A 16,149-nucleotide genomic window follows, 5' to 3' on the forward strand; every position below is an offset into this window, starting at 1 on the left:
TGCGTAACGTCAGAGCCCGCCGCGCGGTTGTCAGTCTGACGACGTCACATTCCAGAAATGTGACAGAGATACGACAACGCCGGTTTGTCATGTTTTATCCAACACATCACCTGCCGTGTCGCTCCGGAGGCCGCCATGTCCGTCATTGCGCAAGTGATCGTTACCGTACAGGGCCGCGTGCAAGGCGTCGGCTATCGCGCGGCGTGTGTCGACCGCGCCCGCCTACTCGGCCTGCGCGGCTGGGTGCGCAACCGCCGCGATGGGGCGGTCGAGGCGTTTCTGGCTGGCCCCGAGCCCAATGTGCTGAGTATGCGGGAATGGATGTGGGAGGGGCCAGACAACGCGCTGGTCACGCAGCTGGAGGTGGTCACGGGCGAGCATGAGGTGCTCGTCCACGGCTTCGAGATCCGCCCGACGGTGTAACGCTCGGCACCGCGGTCTTCCAAGCAACTGAAGGCGCGCATTGAAACAAAAAGGGCGACCGCGCAGGCCGCCCTTCTTTCGCTGATGGCATTGCTGGCGGATCAATAGACGTTCGGCACGATCATCTCTTCCGGCACCGGGTGGCGAATGTACTCCGCGTGGTGCACGCGCTCGGGCAGCGACACCGGCGAATGCGGCACCGGGTGGTAAGGCACTTGGCCAAGCAAGTGGTGGATGCAATTCAGGCGCGCGCGCTTCTTGTCGTCCGCCAGCACCACCCACCATGGCGATTCGGGAATGTGCGAGCGCTCGAGCATCGCCTCCTTGGCCTGCGTATAGGCTTCCCAGCGGCGGCGGCTTTCCAGGTCCATCGGGCTCAGCTTCCACTGCTTGAGCGGATCGGCGATACGGCTCTGGAACCGCACTTCCTGCTCTTCGTCCGTCACCGAGAACCAATACTTGACGATCTGGATGCCTGAGCGCACGAGCATCTTCTCGAACTCGGGCACGGAGCGGAAGAACTCGTCGTATTCCTCGTCGGTGCAGAAACCCATCACGCGTTCGACGCCGGCGCGGTTGTACCAGCTGCGATCGAACAGGACGATCTCGCCGGCGGCGGGCAGGTGCGCCACATAGCGCTGGAAGTACCACTGCGTACGTTCGCGGTTGGTGGGTGCGGGCAGGGCAGCCACGCGGCACACGCGCGGGTTCAGCCGCTGCGTGATGCGCTTGATGGCGCCACCCTTTCCAGCGGCATCGCGCCCTTCGAAGATCACCACCAGCCGGTGGCCGGTCTCGATCACCCAGTCCTGCAGCTTGACGAGCTCGCCTTGCAGGCGAAACAGCTCGCGGAAGTACATGCGTCGCGTTTCGCGCGCTTCGTCGCTGATGCCTTCGCCGCCACCGAGCAGGTGGTCGTCGATTTCCATCTCCAGCTCTTCGTCAAGCGTGTCGAGCAGGTCTTCCTGCAGGCGCGCCTGCCGGGCTGCGTCACGTTCGCTCATGGTGTGTTGCTCCTGCCGATCTTGCGGATATTGCCGAGAGGGGGGCGCTGCGCATGGGCAGCGCAGTGCAAGTCTAAGCCCGACTAGGTAGCACAAGCATGTGGCAGGGGAGTGACACGCGGGCGTCACGCCGCCCGAAGGCTTAACTGGACTCGCCTTCCAGCATGAACTTCGCGCCGTCGTCCTGGCCGAGCAGGCGCACCAGCGTGGGCATGGCTTCCTGCAATTGCGCCTTCAGCGTCCACGGCGGGTTGACGATGAACATGCCGCTGCCGTGCAAGCCTAGGCCACCCTCGACCGGGTGCCTGACGGTGAGCGTGACGTGCAGCCAATCCTTGGGGCGCAACTGCTTCAGGCGTGAGGGAAATTGCGCAGCTTCGCGCCGCTGCACGAGCGGATACCAGACCGCATACATGCCGGTCGCAAAGCGCTGCAGGCTGTCCTGCAGCGATTGCACGGTGCGGGCGTAATCCTGCTTGTCTTCAAACGACGGATCGATCAGCACCAGCGCGCGGCGCGGCGGCGGCGGCAGGATCGCCTTGATGCCGGCAAAGCCATCGCCGTCGTACAGCATGACTTTGCGGCCAGCACCTCGAAAGTTGTTGGACAGCACCTTGATTTCGGAGCTGTGCAGCTCGAACAGGCGCAGGCGATCGGCGTCGCGCAGCATCTGCCACGCCAGCCACGGCGAGCCCGGGTAGTGCCTCAGTTCACCGTTGGGATTCAGTTCGCGCACCTGGTCGAGGTAGGCATCGAGCAGCTGCGGCAGCGTTTCGCCGGCTTGGGCCGCGCGCCACAGCGGGCCAATGCCGGTATCGAACTCGGCCTTCTTTTGCGCCCATTCGTGGTCCAGCGCGTAGAGGCCGGCGCCGGCGTGCGTGTCGATGTACCAGAACGGCTTGTCCTTCTGCGTGAGGTAATCGAGCATCTGCACAAGCACGGCGTGCTTGAGGACATCGGCGTGATTGCCGGCGTGGAAGGCGTGACGGTAACTGAGCATCGGCGGGCCATGTGCGCCCGGAGTATCAAGCGCGGGCGGAGAAAACGGTAGGCGCGAATGCTACCACCGCGCGGGATGCGTCCCCAGCGGCACGCTGGGCAGCGTCCAGTGCGGCGGCGTGTCGGAGAGCTGCCCCGCGTGGCGCAACGCGGTGAGCGTGCCGAAGCCGGAGGGCGACGTTTCCAGATACGCGCCGATGTCTTCATAGCGCGGGTCGGCCGCATCAAAGCCGTTGGCCACGCGGCCGAAGCTGCGCAGCCAATGCGCCGTCTGCACAAGCGACACACGCACGTGCCAGCTTCCGCCCTCGGTCATGCGGCGTGCAAGTGCCGTCATGGCACCGGCGGCCATCAGATAACCCGCGCCGTGGTCCAGCGCCTGGGCGGGCAGGGGCCGTGGCTTCGCCTCACCGGCGGCTTGCGCTTCGGCCCAGTTGAAACCGCTGGCGGTCTGCACAAGCGAGTCGAAGCCTCGTCGATTGGCCCAGGGGCCGTCATAGCCGTATGCGCACAGGCTCACGTAGACGATGCCCGGGCGCAGCGCTGCCACCTGCTCGGGGCCAAACTGCAACGCCGCCAAGCCACCGGGCCGATACCCTTGCACGAAGATGTCGGCGTCGCGCAGCAGCGCGCGGAGTTGCTCGGCACCCGCCGCATCACGCAAGTCGAGCTGCGCAGAGCGCTTGCCGCGCCCGGTGTCGATCACCAGCGGCGGAACGGCGGGCAGATGCGGCGCCGTGACAAGCAGCACATCTGCCCCATGCGCCGCCAGTGTCCGGCCGCAAACGGGGCCGGCAATCACGCGCGTGAGATCGAGCACGCGCACACCCGAGAGCGGACGGCTATCGGCATGGGCGGGCAGGGGCTGCGGTGACGCGTCGCCAATGCGTTCGATCGTCATCAGAGGTTGGCGCGCCACGGCCATGCCTTGCGGGTGCGCGTCCCACTCTTCAAACGTGCGCGCGGCGGTCGCGACCATGCCGGCCTGCGCCGCCGCTTCTTCAAACGCTTCGGCCTTCCATTGTTTCAGCGCAGCGGCCACGGCCGCCCGGTCATACGCGCAGCCGAGCAACTTCAGCACGCCGTCACGGTGATGCGGAAAGTTGGTGTGCAGACGCACCCAGCGGCCATCGCCGCAGCGGTAGAGCCCGGCAATCTTGTCCCACGGTTCGGGCGGCAACTGGCCATCGAGACGGAAGTAGCGCTCCGAGCGAAATTCCAACGCGGCGTGGTGCATGTCGACCGACACGGCCTGCTGCCGCCCGCTGCGCAACGTGTCGACCTGCGCCGCCGCAAGCGCAGCGGCAGCGACGGTGCTTTGCGCGAGCGTGCCCACGGCAAACGACGACGCCAGCGCCGGCTCCGCGCCCGTGAGCGTTGCGCGCGACAGCGCATCCGCCGGTTGGCCGAGCACGCTCCACAACTGGCTGAGTGCGCCGGCGGGGCTGACAGTCTGCATGGAAGGATCAACCACATCAGCAACGGGTGACGGCATAGCGGGGCTCCGCGGGGAAGGTGCGCCCATTACAGTCCCGCACCGCCGATAGCGTCAACATTGACTAGACTGATCAACCTCGATTGCCGTCCACTTCATCCGGCCCGATGACCACCTACCTCAATGCCGCCGAAGCCGCCGCGCGCCTGCATATCTCGCGCCCAACGCTTTACGCCTATGTGAGCCGCGGGCTGCTGGCGGCGTATCCGTCGCCCGATGGACGCGGCAGCCGCTATCGCGAAGCCGATGTTGCCCGCCTGGCCGATCAGCGTTCCGGCGGACGGCGCCCGCGCCAGGTGGTGCGCCATGCGCTGGACTGGGGACTGCCCGTCATGGAATCGGCCATCACGCTGATCGATCACGGGCAGTTGTTCTATCGCGGCACGCCTGCTGTGGAATTGGCCGAACGCGCCACGCTGGAGGCCGTTGCGGCGCAACTATGGCAATGCGAAGAGGCGGCGGCCTTCAACGCGCCGGCGCCGGTGTTGCCGAAAAGTTGGTACGCAGCGCTCACGTCGTTGGCAGACGCGGACATCCGCCAACGCTGCATGGCGCTGTGCGCGCTTGCCTTGCCGGCGCTGGACGAGGCTGCGTGGCGGCAGGATTCTGCACGCACGGCACGCGATGCCGGTGCACTCCTGCGCGTGGTGTTTGCTGCAATGCTCGGGCGCAAGCCCGACACTGCGCCCGTGCATCTGCAATGCCAGCAGGCATGGAACCTTGACGCGCACGCCGCCGAGGCCATCCGCGTCGCACTGGTGCTCTGCGCCGATCACGAACTCAATGCCTCAAGCTTTGCTGCACGCGTTGTCGCATCGACGGGCGCCAGCCTGGGCGCCGCGGTGAGCGCCGGCTTGGCTGCGCTCACCGGTGGCCGCCATGGCGGCACCACGGCGCGCGTGGAGGCATTGCTGAGCGAGCTGGAAGGGGAGCGCTCCGTGGCAACGGCACTGCGCCGTCGGCTTGATCGCGGCGATACGCTGCCGGGCTTTGGCCACCCGCTGTATCGCAAGGCCGACCCGCGCGCCGACGCAATCCTGGCGCAGTTGCCGAAGGCAGGCGCAGTACGCAGGCGGTTGCAAACCGTGATTGATGCCGTGGCCGGGCTGACCGGCGATGGGCCATCGGTGGATTTCGCGCTGGTGGCCGCCCGGCGTGTGCTCGGGCTACCGGAAGGTTCTGGCTTTGGCCTGTTTGCAGCGGGGCGTACGGCAGGCTGGATTGCCCACGCGCTGGAGCAGCGCGCGGCGGGGCAGTTGATCCGCCCGAGAGCCGCCTATGTGGGGCCGATGCCAGCCGCGCCGGACGCACCGGCGGGCCGCATCATTCGTGTGCGCTGAGGCGCGATCAGGCTTGCGGAATCTCGATCTTCACCTCAAGCACTTCCAGGTTGTCCTGGCGCTCGAGATTGACCTTGATGTCGTCGTTGCCGATCTTCACGTACTTCGAAATTACGGCCACCAGCTCGCGTTGCAGCGCGGGCAGGTAGTCGGCAGGCGCACCGCTGGCGGTACGTTCATGGGCGAGGATGATCTGCAGACGTTCCTTGGCGACGGTCGCAGTCTTCTTCTTCTCGCCCAGCAGGAAAGACAGAATCGACATGAATGTGCGTCTCCTTATTTACCGCTGCCGCCGAACAGGCGCTGCAGGAAGCCCGGCTTGTTGTATTCGACGTAGCGCAGTTCTTTCTCTTTGCCCAGGAAGCGGTCGATCACGTCGTGGTAGGCGTTCGCCACGTCGGAGCCTTCGATGTGGATGGCGGGCGTGCCCTGGTTGGACGCCTGCAGCACGGCTTCCGATTCCGGAATGACGCCGATCAGCTTGATGCGCAGGATTTCCTGAATGTCGGTGAGCGACAGCATTTCGCCTTCGGACACGCGCTTCGGGTTGTAGCGCGTGAGCAGCAGGTGCTCCTTGATCGGCTCCTTGCCTTCCACAGCGCGGCGCGACTTGGACGACAGGATGCCCAGAATGCGATCGGAGTCGCGCACCGAAGACACTTCCGGGTTCGTCACCACGATGGCCTCATCGGCAAAGTACATCGCCATCAGCGCGCCCGATTCGATACCGGCCGGCGAATCGCAGACGATGTATTCGAAGCCCATTTCCTTCAGGCCTTCGATTACCTTCTCGACGCCTTCACGCGTCAGAGCATCCTTGTCGCGCGTTTGCGAGGCAGGGAGGATGAACAGGTTCTCGCACTTCTTGTCCTTGATGAGGGCCTGGTTCAGGTTGGCCTCGCCGTGGATCACGTTGATCAGGTCATACACCACGCGGCGCTCGCAGCCCATGATGAGGTCGAGGTTGCGCAGGCCGACGTCGAAGTCGATGACGGCGGTCTTGTGGCCGCGCAGCGCAAGGCCGGCAGAGAACGCCGCACTGGTGGTCGTCTTGCCGACGCCGCCCTTGCCGGAGGTGACTACGATGATCTTGGTCATGGCTCGTATATCGAAAAGTTAAATCGCTCGGCGCACGGGGTGCGTCACTTCATCCGCAACGGTTCGAAAACCAGCGTGTTGTCCGCGAGCCGGACCTGCGCAGGCTTGCTGGCGTAGGGCTCCGGCCACGGGGTTTCGCCGGTGCGGTAGATGCCGGCGATGGAAATCAGTTGGGGCTCCAGGCACGTGCAGAAGATACGCGCGTCCAGGTTGCCCTTGACGCCCGCCAGCGCGCGGCCGCGCAGCGAGGCATAGACGTAGATGTTGCCCTCGGCGATCACCTCGGCGCCGTCGCTCACCAGGTCGAGCACGACGAGGTCCCCGCGCGCATAGATGCGCTGGCCTGAACGCAACGGGCGATCAATGATCATCGTGCCGGGCTGCATGGCCGCGGCATCGACGGGAGGAACAGCAGCGGCGGGGGCCGGCGCTTCGGCAGCCTGGGCGTGCTCGGCGGCGTCCTGGCCTTCGCCGTTGTCCTTGGCGTCTTTCTCGCCGCGCGGACGGCGTCCGTGGCTGTCGAGCAGCGGCAGGCCAAAGGCCTGGGCCCACTCAGCCTGCTCCGGGCTGGCAACCACGCCGATCGCGCGGGCACGCAGCGCGGTCAGGGTCTCCACCAAACGGTCGATGGGCAGGCGCTCGTCTTCGGCCAGCCGGCGCACATCGATGGCGATCACGTCGTTGGAGAAAAACTCCGGCGTGTCGGCAAAGCGTCGCGTGAGTTCGGCGGCCAGGGCGTCCATGTCGGCGGTGCGCGGCGACAGCAGCAGGGCATCGACGGTGCCGCTGCGGATCTCGAACAGCGGCGCTTTCTTCTGGGACATAGAACGGCTACGCGGAAAAATGGGCTCATTCTAACGTTGTTGACGAAACGCCTTGGATTTTTTGGGCCCGCCGCTCCCCCATCCGGCTGAGACCCGCAGCCGGCGCCGTTCTCCACACTGCCGGCGCCGCGCGCAAATGTCATGCGATGGTCACAGCATCGTCATGCACGCTTTTGATACTTCTCCGCTTCTGCGCCCCCCGGCCCAGTCTGTTGTCCTTTCGCGTTGCGCAAACGGTTCCGCCGATTCTGCGTGTGCGCCCACGCGTCATTCGCTTCATCAGCAATTCGCATTTCGCAGTCCGTAGTTCGCATACCAAAAAATAGACTTCAGGGAGAAGTTCATGCGAGTCCGACCGTTGTGTTCGGCGGCGTTGCCGCTTGCTGTGTTCTTGTCGATGTCGTTGGCTGCCTGCGGTGGCGGCGGCGATAGCCCTTCGAACGGTAGCGCCACGCCCGCTGCCAGCGCCGCCCCCGCGGGCACCAAGGCCACGCTGGCCGTGCTGGAGACGACCGACCTGCACACCAACGTGCTGTCGTACGACTATTTCAAGCTCGCGGCCGACAATTCGCTTGGCTTCGAACGCGTGGCAACGCTCATTAGCCAGGCGCGCACGCAATTCCCGAACACGCTGCTGCTGGATAACGGCGACACCATCCAGGGCACCGCGCTGTCGGACTACCAGGCCATGGTGAGCCCGGTCACGTGCGACCAGACGCTGGCGATCTACAAGGTGATGAACGCTGCGAAGTACGACGGCGGCGGTATCGGAAACCACGAGTTCAATTACGGCCTGCCGTATCTGTCGCAAGTCACGGGCAATACGTTCAACGTCGATGGCCTGCCCGATCCGGCCACGCAGAAGAAATGCGCGGGCCCGAACTTCCCGCAAGTGCTGGCCAACGTGATCAGTGCCAAGACGAATGCGCCGCTGTTCCAGCCGTACACGATCATCACCAAGACGGTGACGGCCACTGCGCCGGATGGCAGCACCGTGAGCGCGCCGGTCAAGGTCGGCATCATCAGCTTTACGCCGCCCACGATCACGAGCTGGGACAAACGCTGGCTCGACGGCAAGGTCTATACCGTCGGCATCAAGGAAACTGCTGCCAAGTACATCCCCGAGATGCGCGCGAAGGGGGCTGACCTTGTGGTCGCGATTTCGCACGGCGGTCTGGATAACTCGACGTATTCGCCGACGATGGAAAACGGCAGCTGGTGGCTTTCCACCGTGCCGGGCATCGATGCCATGTTGATCGGCCATTCGCATCAGCTCTTCCCGGATGCAAAGAGCACGGTCAGCCAGTTCAACCTGCCGGGTGTCGACAAGGTGGCCGGCACCGTGAACGGCGTGCCGACGGTGATGGCGAACTACTGGGGCAAGCACCTGGGTGTGATCAAGCTTGGCCTGACGTTCAACGGCACGAACTGGGCTGTCGACAAGACGCAGACCACGGTGGAAGCGCGCTCGATCCAGAACGCCGACAAGACGTACGTGGCAGCCGACCCGACTGTTTCCGCAGCCATCGCCACCGAACACCAGGCGACGATCAACTACGTGAAGACGCCGGTGGGCAGCACCGACTTCAACATGAGCACGTACTTTGCCGACGTGGGTGACCCGGGCGCAATCGAGATCGTCAACCAGGCGCAGGCGGATTACGTGTCGGCGTATGTTCAGGCGAACCTGCCGCAGTACGCGTCGCTGCCAGTGCTGTCGGTCAGCGCGCCGTTCAAGAGCGGTTTTGGTGGCGGTACGGATTTCACCGATGTAGCGGCTGGTCCGCTGGCGATCAACAACGCGGCTGACCTGTACCTGTATCCGAACACGATCTACGCAGTGAAGGTGGCAGGCTCCGACATCAAGAACTGGCTGGAGACGGCCGCCAAGCGCTTCAACACCATTGACCCGACGCAAGCGACGGTGCAGAAGCTGGTGAGCACGTTCCCGGGCTACAACTTCGATATGTTCACCACGCCGGACCTGACGTATGAGATTGACGTCACGCAGCCCGTGGGCAGCCGCATCAAAAACCTCCTGTACAAGGGCGTGGCACTCGACCCAGCGGCGCAGTTCATCGTGGCGACCAACAACTACCGTGCAAGCGGCGGTGGCAACTTCCCGGGCCTGGACGGCAGCAAGACGATCTATGCGTCGCCGGATGCCAACCGCGACGTGCTGATCAGCTACATCAAGAAGATCGGCAGCGTGAAGCGTGCGACGAACGGCTCGCAGCGCAGCTGGCGCTTTACGAAGCTGGCGACGTCGGCGGCAACGGTGGTGTTCCCGTCGGCGGCGGGCAAGCTGGCTGCAGCCGGGGCAGCGGGCATCAACAACGTCACGCTGTATCAGGCCGACGACGGCACCAACAAGGGACTGTCGCTGTACCAGATCGATCTGACGCAGTAAGAGGAACACGCCATGCCTTCTCTTCGTTCCGCATGGGTTGGTGCGCCAGCCATGGAATCTCCGCGCCAGTCGGTGCCGATGCTCACGGTGGCCGCGGCCCTGGCGATCATCGTAACGGCTGGCGGTTGGCTGTCGCACGCACGCCAGGCGCCCACCGTGGACGCCACGCAGCTGGAATCGTGGCGCGCGATGGTCGTGCAAGCGATGGAGCCCGAGGCGCTGCAGCAGTTGCGTCAGCTCGCACGCAGCGGCTCGGTGCCGGCGCAGTCAGCGTTGGGCGAAGCGTTGCTTAGCGCGCACGACAGCGCCTTGCGTAACGAAGGGATGCGCTGGCTTGAAACCGCTGCACCGAGCGATGCGCGTGCGCAGCTGTCGCTGGGCAAGGCGCTGCTGCTCGGCACGGGCGGCGTTGAACGAGACTATCCGCGCGCGCTGCGCCTGCTGCGTCAATCCGCTGACAAGGGCGACGCGGCGGCCGCGTATTACCTGGGCGTGATGTATCGCAGCGGCTACGGCACGGCCATCGACACCGCACAGGCTGCGCACTGGTTTGATCGCGCTGCCCGTCACGAGATTCCGGCAGCGATGTTCATGCTGGCCAACGCGTACCGTGAAGGCGATGGTGTGCCGCGCGATGAAGCCCGCGCGCTGGCGTTGTACCAGGACGCCGCCGAGCACGAATTGCCGGAGGCCGTGCAAGCCTTGGCGATGGCGTATCAGAACGGCGAACTGGGTCTCAAGCGCGACGACGCGGCGTATCACCAGCAGTGGATCGAAACAGCACATGCGCTGAAGCATCCGGCGCTGGCGCCGTAAGCATCGCGCAGTTTTTCCTTTCGACTCGATGCGATCCTCGTCGCCATGGCGATGGATCGCCTTCGCCTGCCTGACGGGCACGCGAGCGGCCAGCTTTGCGTCGACTGAATGCGCCTCGAGCGCATTGCACATCGCCACGCCGCGGGCGATAGGAGAGCGTCTCCGCTTTCTCAATCACGACCAAGACAAGATTATTCCTAGCTACAGGCATCAGCTCCTGTGGTCCTATGCCGTCTTCCATGGCAGAGGGAGACAAACATGCGTGAGTGGTGCACCAAGCTGGCAATAGGAATCGTGTTAATTCCTGCAAAGGGAGCATTTGCCTTTACCTGTGAAGCGGTCACGAGCAGTACCACGGTTCAGCCGAAGACGATGACCATTCAGCGTGACCTGCCGGTCGGCTCACTCATTGCACAGGTCAAGTCAGGGATCGTGACGGCCTACAAGTGTTCCAATACCTCGCCACCCGTGAGTTGGCAGGGACGAGGGATCAGGGGAGCGGGCACCTATGCCGGCCATTTCGCCGGCAAGCGCGTGTACAAGACCAACATCAAAGGAATCGGCTATGCCTTGGGCGTTGCGCCGGTTGATGAGTGCAATATGGGACAGCAAGTCTGGGTTGACGCTCCTTCCTCTGTGTACCAGCCCGATCTCCGGCTCTACTGCAACGGCGGGTTCTTAGGTCCGCAGATGAAAGCCCAGGCGGTGATCAATTTCTACAAGACGGAATCGACCACTGGCACGGGTACCGTTTCGGGCAGACAGGTTGGTGCTTTCGTCCTGGGAAACAACGAAGATTGGCACCGCCCGGAATCCACTATCAGCATCGGCTCATTCAGCGTCGCCGCTGTGTCGTGCTCGGTGGGCAGCAAGCTGATCCTCGTAGACTTGGGGCGAGTAGACGTAGACGCGTTCAGCGGCCCTGGTACTTCGCCATCGCGCAACTGGACAAAGGCGTTCAACATTCCGCTGACCTGTGAAAAAGGCGCCAGCATCAACTTGCAATTGGATGGCACCGCGCATGATGCCGAGAAAGGGATGTTGAAGCTGAGCTCAACGCCGTCCAGCGCCACTGGCGTCGCAATCCAATTGCTGCATAACGACAAGCCCGTGACACTGGCCAAGCGCTTCAAATGGAAGATAGCCGATGCGGACGGCGACTACACGATTCCGCTCAAGGCCCGCTACGTGCAGACCAGTAAAAGCATCACGCCCGGCGTTGCCAATGGCAGCGCAACCTTTACGGTCACGTATCAGTAATCGGCATGCAGGCTCAGTAAAGCCCGCGGGTCTGAGCGTGCAGGCGCACCAGGCCCAGCAGGGCATCAATCTGGGGTGTCGGCACGCCCACGTGCTGGCCGATCTCTCGTACCGAGGCCACCAGCGCATCGATCTCCAGCGGGCCGCGCCCGGCCTCCGCATCCTGCAGCATCGACGTTTTGAATGCGCCGAGTTGACGCGTGACGGCGCTGCGTTCTTCGCCTCTTTGTTCGATCGGGCAACCGATGCGCGCACCGATCGCTTTGGCCTCTTCCATGACGCCCAGGCAAAACGCACTGACGAGCGGATCATCAAGAATGCGATCGCACGTCGCGCCCGTGAGCACCGACACCGGGTTCATCGTCATGTTGCCCCACAGCTTGAACCAGATGTCGCGTTGGATGGCTTCGCTGCGTTCGATCTGCAAACCGGCGCGTTCAAAGAGCGCACCGAGTGCATCCAAGCGTGATGAGGTGCCGCCTGCGGGTTCACCGAGAATCAATCGCTTGCCAAAACCATGGCGCACGTGTCCTGGTGCCGCCGTTGAACACGTCAGATGCACCACGCAACCCAGCACGTTCTTTGTTGGAATCGCCTGCGCGATGCGACCGTGTGGATCCACCGATTGAAGGCGCAGACCTTCCAGCGGCCCGTGTCGATCAAAGAACCACCACGGCACGCCATTCATCGCAACCACCACACACGTCTCTGGGCCAATGAGCGGGGCAATGCTTTGCGCCACGCTTCCCATGGCGGGAGCTTTTACGGCAACGATCACGACGTCCTGCACACCGAACGCATGCGCGTCGTCACTCGCATGCACTGACACAGAGTGTGTGTTGCCTTCTTCGGTCAGGCGCAGCCCTTCGGCACGCAATGCCTGAAGTGTCGCACCCCGCGCCAGTACATTGACGGGTTGATCCGCCAGCGCGAGCTTCGCGCCAAGATAGCCGCCGACAGCACCGGCGCCCACGATGCAAATGCGTGTCATGTGATCAGGTTCGGTAGGAAGGATCGATGCGGTCGATGGTGCGAGTGAGGGCCGCGAACACATCTTCGCCTGCGCCAAAGTTCGGATTGAACTGCAGTGAATCGCGCGTGCAGTTGCGTGCAATTGCTTCGGGAATCTCCAGCACAGGGCCCATCGATGTGGAGGCGAGCTGGATCTCGCACGCGCGGTTGAGCAGCCACAGCACTGCAAACGCCCGCGCAATCGAATCGCCCCAGGCCAGCAGCCCGTGGTTACGCAAGATCACCGCGGGCTTGTCGCCGATGTTCTTTACCAGGCGCGGCCCTTCATCGGCATGCACGGTGATGCCTTCGAAGTCGTGATACGCCACCTTGCCGTGCAGTTGCGCCGCGTAGAAGTTGCTGATCGACAGACCGTCACGCGCACAGGCCACAGCCATACCGGCGGTCGTGTGGGTATGCATCACGCAATGCGCCCCCGGGATGCCCGCATGAATGGCGGCATGCACGGTAAAGCCGGCCGGGTTGACCGGCCAGTCCGGCTGACCCGACGCGCGCTGCACGTTGCCCTGCAAGTCGATCTTGACGAGGTTCGACGCGCAAACCTCGGCATAGGTCAGGCCAAACGGATTGATCAGAAAGTGCGGACCTTCATCGCCGTCCACACCGTCTTCCGGCTGCAGGCGCAGCGTGATGTGGTTGTAGATGAGTTCGGTCCAGCCCAGCTGCGCAAAGATGCGGTAGCACGCCGCCAGCTTCACGCGCGCTGCCCATTCGCGTGGGCCGCACCAAGCCGGGCGATGGGCCTGAATGTTCGAACCAGAATCGGGCGAAAGCGAAAGCACCGTCATGACCTGTCTCCTGATCGCAGGGGCCATGCGCCGGTCGGTTGCCGGCGCTACATTTATTCACATGTTAATGAATTTGCGCCGGACGTCAAACCACGTTACATCCGCTGTCTGCTAGGGCAACTGGTTGCGCAGGATCACCAGCCACTGCATGACCGAATTGGTGTACGGATCAAGCTGGTTGGCGTCGTTCAACTCGGTAATGCTCATCGACGCGGATTGCTGCACGTTGCCGCCAATCGATTTCACCTCATGGCGCACCGGGTCCACCTCGACGACGAGATCACAGTGCATGGGGGTTCTGCCGGCCTGGATCTCCGCTGGGTCCGTCATGAAGCGATCGGCGCCGCGCGCGGTGCAGATGAGGTCGCCCGGGCGCGGCACGGCGGGTGTGCGTTCAAGAACGAAGGCGGGATGCTTGAGCAGATGGTCGCGCGCGTCAGTCACGTATTCCGCATGCGTGGCGCCGGTCAGGAACTGATCGTTCTGCAAGCCGGCCTTGCGCATGATCCACGAGATGAACACCGCAGACCACGCCCAGCCGCCGGTGGTCAACTGCTGGCACGTCGGTGTCTTGCCAACGATGCCCCAGTAGCGCTTGGCCAGCATGCAACCCCGTGAGGTGGCTTCACCGCCCGTGCCGTCCGGATAGCGCAGGCAAGGCGCAGGGGGCGGTACCGCAGACGTGGCAGCTGCGTTGGGCAACGGCATGTCGGTACCGCTTTCTTCATCGGACGGGACAGGGGTGGGGTCGTCGGCCGTCAGCCAGCGGCCCTGCGGCTGGTCGGGAAACCCACCGCCTGCCACGCAATACGTATCGTCACGCCCCACGCGCACCACCTGGCGCCCCCACCGATCCCATTCGGTCAGGGCAATCTCGATCATCTTCTCGCGCGGCGTGGCACCTGGCCGGGTTTGCACGACTTCGTTGTCAGGCAGCGGTTCGGCTTGCGGACGCGCAGGCGGCGTCGCGCAACCGGCAAACCAGAGGACCGGTGCGATCAGAACGATCGGCAGAGCAATGCGCAGAGCGAGCGAATTGCGCAGGAAAGGGCGGGACATGGAAGAAGGTGAAGGGATGGCCTGACGGGGAGACAGGCCTTCCGACGTGGTACGCCGATGCTGCGGTCGATTCACGCATGCAATGGCATGCCACGTCGTTGGCGCTAACCAGACCGGCTGGTCACGCCGAGGGTTGTCATTGCCTTAGGCGTTGACAGCGTCCTTGAACTTCTGGCCGGCCTTGAACTTGACCGTCTTGGCCGCTTCGACCTTGATTTCTTCGCCGGTACGCGGGTTGCGAGCCATACGCTCGGCACGCTCGCCTTGGCTGAAGGTACCAAAGCCGATGAGGCTGACCGCATCGCCCTTGCCAACGGATTCCATGATGGCTTGCAGCGTCACGTTCAGTGCCTGCTCGGCCTTGGCCTTGGTCAGACCGTCTACGCCGCTGGCGATGGCGTCGATCAGTTCGGTTTTCGTCATTGCTTGACTCCCTTCAAGAGTAGATAAAACACACAACAGAGCGTCCGGGGGATGGCTCCAAGGGCGACATGATACCGGCATGCGAACAGCGTCGGCACGTGAGCTTTGTAACCGCACCTGGCATTCGGGTTCCGTAAACCCACACGGGGCCTACGTTGCGCGGCGATCCCATCACATCAATGTTGACACTTGATGTTCTGCTTTGCGGTTGGCTTGTCTGCTCGCTGATAGGTTCGACGCAAGTCGATCAGTTGGTTTACCTTTTTCTTATGTATACAGATAGTAGTAGTAGATAACGGTGGATAGTTTCTGTGGATAAGTGGGAAAAGCGCTTTTTTTTCAAGCACTTGCTGCAAGCAAAACCAGAGGTACCGCGTGTGTCTTCGCGTGGATAGCTTTCTGATTGTTTAGACCCCCCGCCTAGCAACCCCGTAACTTGTGCCCACACCGTCGACAGGGCAGCCACAGACAGCCAACAGCCTTTGCCGGTAGTTATCCACAGCTGCAGGCGGAGTTATCCACACTGGCCGGGCAGCATGGGGTTGCGGCACGTGTCGAGAAGCCATGCTTTTGGTGTAGGCTCACGGCTTCGTTGATCGACGTTCTTGTTTCGCTTTCCTGCGCCTTTTCTCCATGACACGCACGTCCGCTGATGCCACGCCGGCTCTGGCTGAGTCCTCGCCCACGCCGGAAGCTCCGGCCAAACTGCGCCGCCGCGATCGCATCGAGGTGCGCGAATCTGGCGTACACGGACGCGGCGTGTATGCCGTGGTGGCCATCGCACGCGGCAAGAAGATCATCGAATACAAGGGTGAGCACATCACGTGGAAGGAGGCACTGCGCCGCCATCCGCACGACCCGTCCGACCCGAATCACACGTTCTACTTCAGCCTGGAAGACGGCAGCGTGATCGACGCCAAGTTTGGCGGCAACCGCGCGCGCTGGATCAACCACGCCTGCAAGCCGAACTGCGAGGCGCGAGAAGAGGATGGCCGCGTGTTCATTCACGCGCTGCGTGACATCGAACCTGGCGAAGAACTGTTCTATGACTACGGCCTCGTCATCGAAGGTCGCCAGACCAAGGCCCTGAAGGAGCAGTTTGCGTGCCGCTGCGGCGCGAAGAAGTGCCGCGGCACAATGCTGGCGCCGCCCGAGAAGAACAAGAAGAAGTAAGCCGA

Annotated in this window: 16 protein-coding genes; 6 read left to right on the top strand and 10 right to left on the bottom strand. The window is 63.5% G+C overall.

The genetic code is table 11. The features are described from left to right. The first annotated feature begins 135 nt into the window (after window positions 1-135). Window positions 136-423: an acylphosphatase gene (locus ACCD03_RS12430; protein ID WP_045205260.1), complete on the top strand. Its 288-nt coding sequence runs from the start codon at window positions 136-138 to the stop codon at window positions 421-423. A gap of 101 nt (window positions 424-524) precedes the next feature. On the opposite strand, the gene ppk2 is transcribed toward ACCD03_RS12430, so the two are convergent. The 3 genes from ppk2 to ACCD03_RS12445 all read right to left on the bottom strand — a co-directional run bounded on the left by ppk2 (window position 525) and on the right by ACCD03_RS12445 (window position 3,921). Continuing rightward, window positions 525-1,427 carry a polyphosphate kinase 2 gene (gene ppk2, locus ACCD03_RS12435; RefSeq protein WP_413411797.1) on the bottom strand — a complete coding sequence of 301 codons (903 nt, stop codon included), beginning with the start codon at window positions 1,425-1,427 and terminating at the stop codon, window positions 525-527. A gap of 142 nt (window positions 1,428-1,569) precedes the next feature. Continuing rightward, entirely contained in the window at window positions 1,570-2,427 is an 858-nt protein-coding gene (locus ACCD03_RS12440) for a 23S rRNA (adenine(2030)-N(6))-methyltransferase RlmJ (RefSeq protein WP_045205262.1), read from the bottom strand. 60 nt (window positions 2,428-2,487) lie between these two features. Then, complete coding sequence (locus ACCD03_RS12445) at window positions 2,488-3,921, bottom strand: CoA transferase (protein ID WP_325653521.1); 1,434 nt, start codon at window positions 3,919-3,921, stop codon at window positions 2,488-2,490. A 107-nt stretch (window positions 3,922-4,028) separates the two neighbouring features. Here ACCD03_RS12445 and ACCD03_RS12450 point away from each other — a divergent pair, with 107 nt between their 5' ends. After that, window positions 4,029-5,261, top strand: a complete 1,233-nt coding sequence (locus tag ACCD03_RS12450; protein ID WP_413411798.1) for a citrate synthase family protein — start codon at window positions 4,029-4,031, stop codon at window positions 5,259-5,261. 7 nt (window positions 5,262-5,268) lie between these two features. Here ACCD03_RS12450 and minE read toward each other — a convergent pair whose 3' ends face one another. From minE to minC, 3 genes are read right to left on the bottom strand one after another with little or no spacing between them, the layout of a single operon-like run. Beyond that, window positions 5,269-5,523 carry a cell division topological specificity factor MinE gene (gene minE / locus ACCD03_RS12455; protein ID WP_024977189.1) on the bottom strand — a complete coding sequence of 85 codons (255 nt, stop codon included), beginning with the start codon at window positions 5,521-5,523 and terminating at the stop codon, window positions 5,269-5,271. 14 nt (window positions 5,524-5,537) lie between these two features. After that, window positions 5,538-6,359, bottom strand: coding sequence for a septum site-determining protein MinD (gene minD / locus ACCD03_RS12460; RefSeq protein ID WP_012436754.1), 822 nt, complete (start codon window positions 6,357-6,359; stop codon window positions 5,538-5,540). 44 nt (window positions 6,360-6,403) lie between these two features. Continuing rightward, window positions 6,404-7,183, bottom strand: a complete 780-nt coding sequence (minC, locus tag ACCD03_RS12465) for a septum site-determining protein MinC (protein ID WP_325653516.1) — start codon at window positions 7,181-7,183, stop codon at window positions 6,404-6,406. A 343-nt stretch (window positions 7,184-7,526) separates the two neighbouring features. Here minC and ACCD03_RS12470 point away from each other — a divergent pair, with 343 nt between their 5' ends. The 3 genes from ACCD03_RS12470 (at window position 7,527) to ACCD03_RS12480 (ending at window position 11,669) form a co-directional block, all read left to right on the top strand. Then, window positions 7,527-9,593: a bifunctional 2',3'-cyclic-nucleotide 2'-phosphodiesterase/3'-nucleotidase gene (locus ACCD03_RS12470; RefSeq protein ID WP_325653515.1), complete on the top strand. Its 2,067-nt coding sequence runs from the start codon at window positions 7,527-7,529 to the stop codon at window positions 9,591-9,593. 12 nt (window positions 9,594-9,605) lie between these two features. Further along, a complete protein-coding gene (locus tag ACCD03_RS12475; protein ID WP_325653513.1) occupies window positions 9,606-10,409 on the top strand; it encodes a tetratricopeptide repeat protein in 804 nt (267 codons plus the stop codon). 258 nt (window positions 10,410-10,667) lie between these two features. Further along, window positions 10,668-11,669, top strand: a complete 1,002-nt coding sequence (locus tag ACCD03_RS12480) for a fimbrial protein (protein WP_413411799.1) — start codon at window positions 10,668-10,670, stop codon at window positions 11,667-11,669. Between the two features lie 13 nt (window positions 11,670-11,682). Here ACCD03_RS12480 and ACCD03_RS12485 read toward each other — a convergent pair whose 3' ends face one another. The 4 genes from ACCD03_RS12485 to ACCD03_RS12500 all read right to left on the bottom strand — a co-directional run bounded on the left by ACCD03_RS12485 (window position 11,683) and on the right by ACCD03_RS12500 (window position 14,971). Then, the gene (locus tag ACCD03_RS12485; RefSeq protein WP_413411800.1) at window positions 11,683-12,660 is read right to left on the bottom strand and encodes a 2-dehydropantoate 2-reductase; all 978 of its coding nucleotides are present in this window, start codon (window positions 12,658-12,660) and stop codon (window positions 11,683-11,685) included. 4 nt (window positions 12,661-12,664) lie between these two features. Beyond that, entirely contained in the window at window positions 12,665-13,489 is an 825-nt protein-coding gene (locus tag ACCD03_RS12490; RefSeq protein ID WP_325653507.1) for a class II aldolase/adducin family protein, read from the bottom strand. Between the two features lie 111 nt (window positions 13,490-13,600). Further along, on the bottom strand, window positions 13,601-14,548 hold the full coding sequence (locus tag ACCD03_RS12495) for a DUF2272 domain-containing protein (protein ID WP_325653505.1): 948 nt from the start codon (window positions 14,546-14,548) through the stop codon (window positions 13,601-13,603). A gap of 144 nt (window positions 14,549-14,692) precedes the next feature. Next, window positions 14,693-14,971 carry an HU family DNA-binding protein gene (locus ACCD03_RS12500; protein ID WP_004628548.1) on the bottom strand — a complete coding sequence of 93 codons (279 nt, stop codon included), beginning with the start codon at window positions 14,969-14,971 and terminating at the stop codon, window positions 14,693-14,695. 633 nt (window positions 14,972-15,604) lie between these two features. Between ACCD03_RS12500 and ACCD03_RS12505 the strand changes: the two genes are divergently transcribed. Further along, complete coding sequence (locus ACCD03_RS12505) at window positions 15,605-16,144, top strand: SET domain-containing protein (protein ID WP_413411801.1); 540 nt, start codon at window positions 15,605-15,607, stop codon at window positions 16,142-16,144. Window positions 16,145-16,149: the final 5 nt, after the last annotated feature.

This window comes from Ralstonia sp. Ralssp135 (assembly GCF_047304345.1).
Lineage (GTDB): Bacteria > Pseudomonadota > Gammaproteobacteria > Burkholderiales > Burkholderiaceae > Ralstonia > Ralstonia chuxiongensis.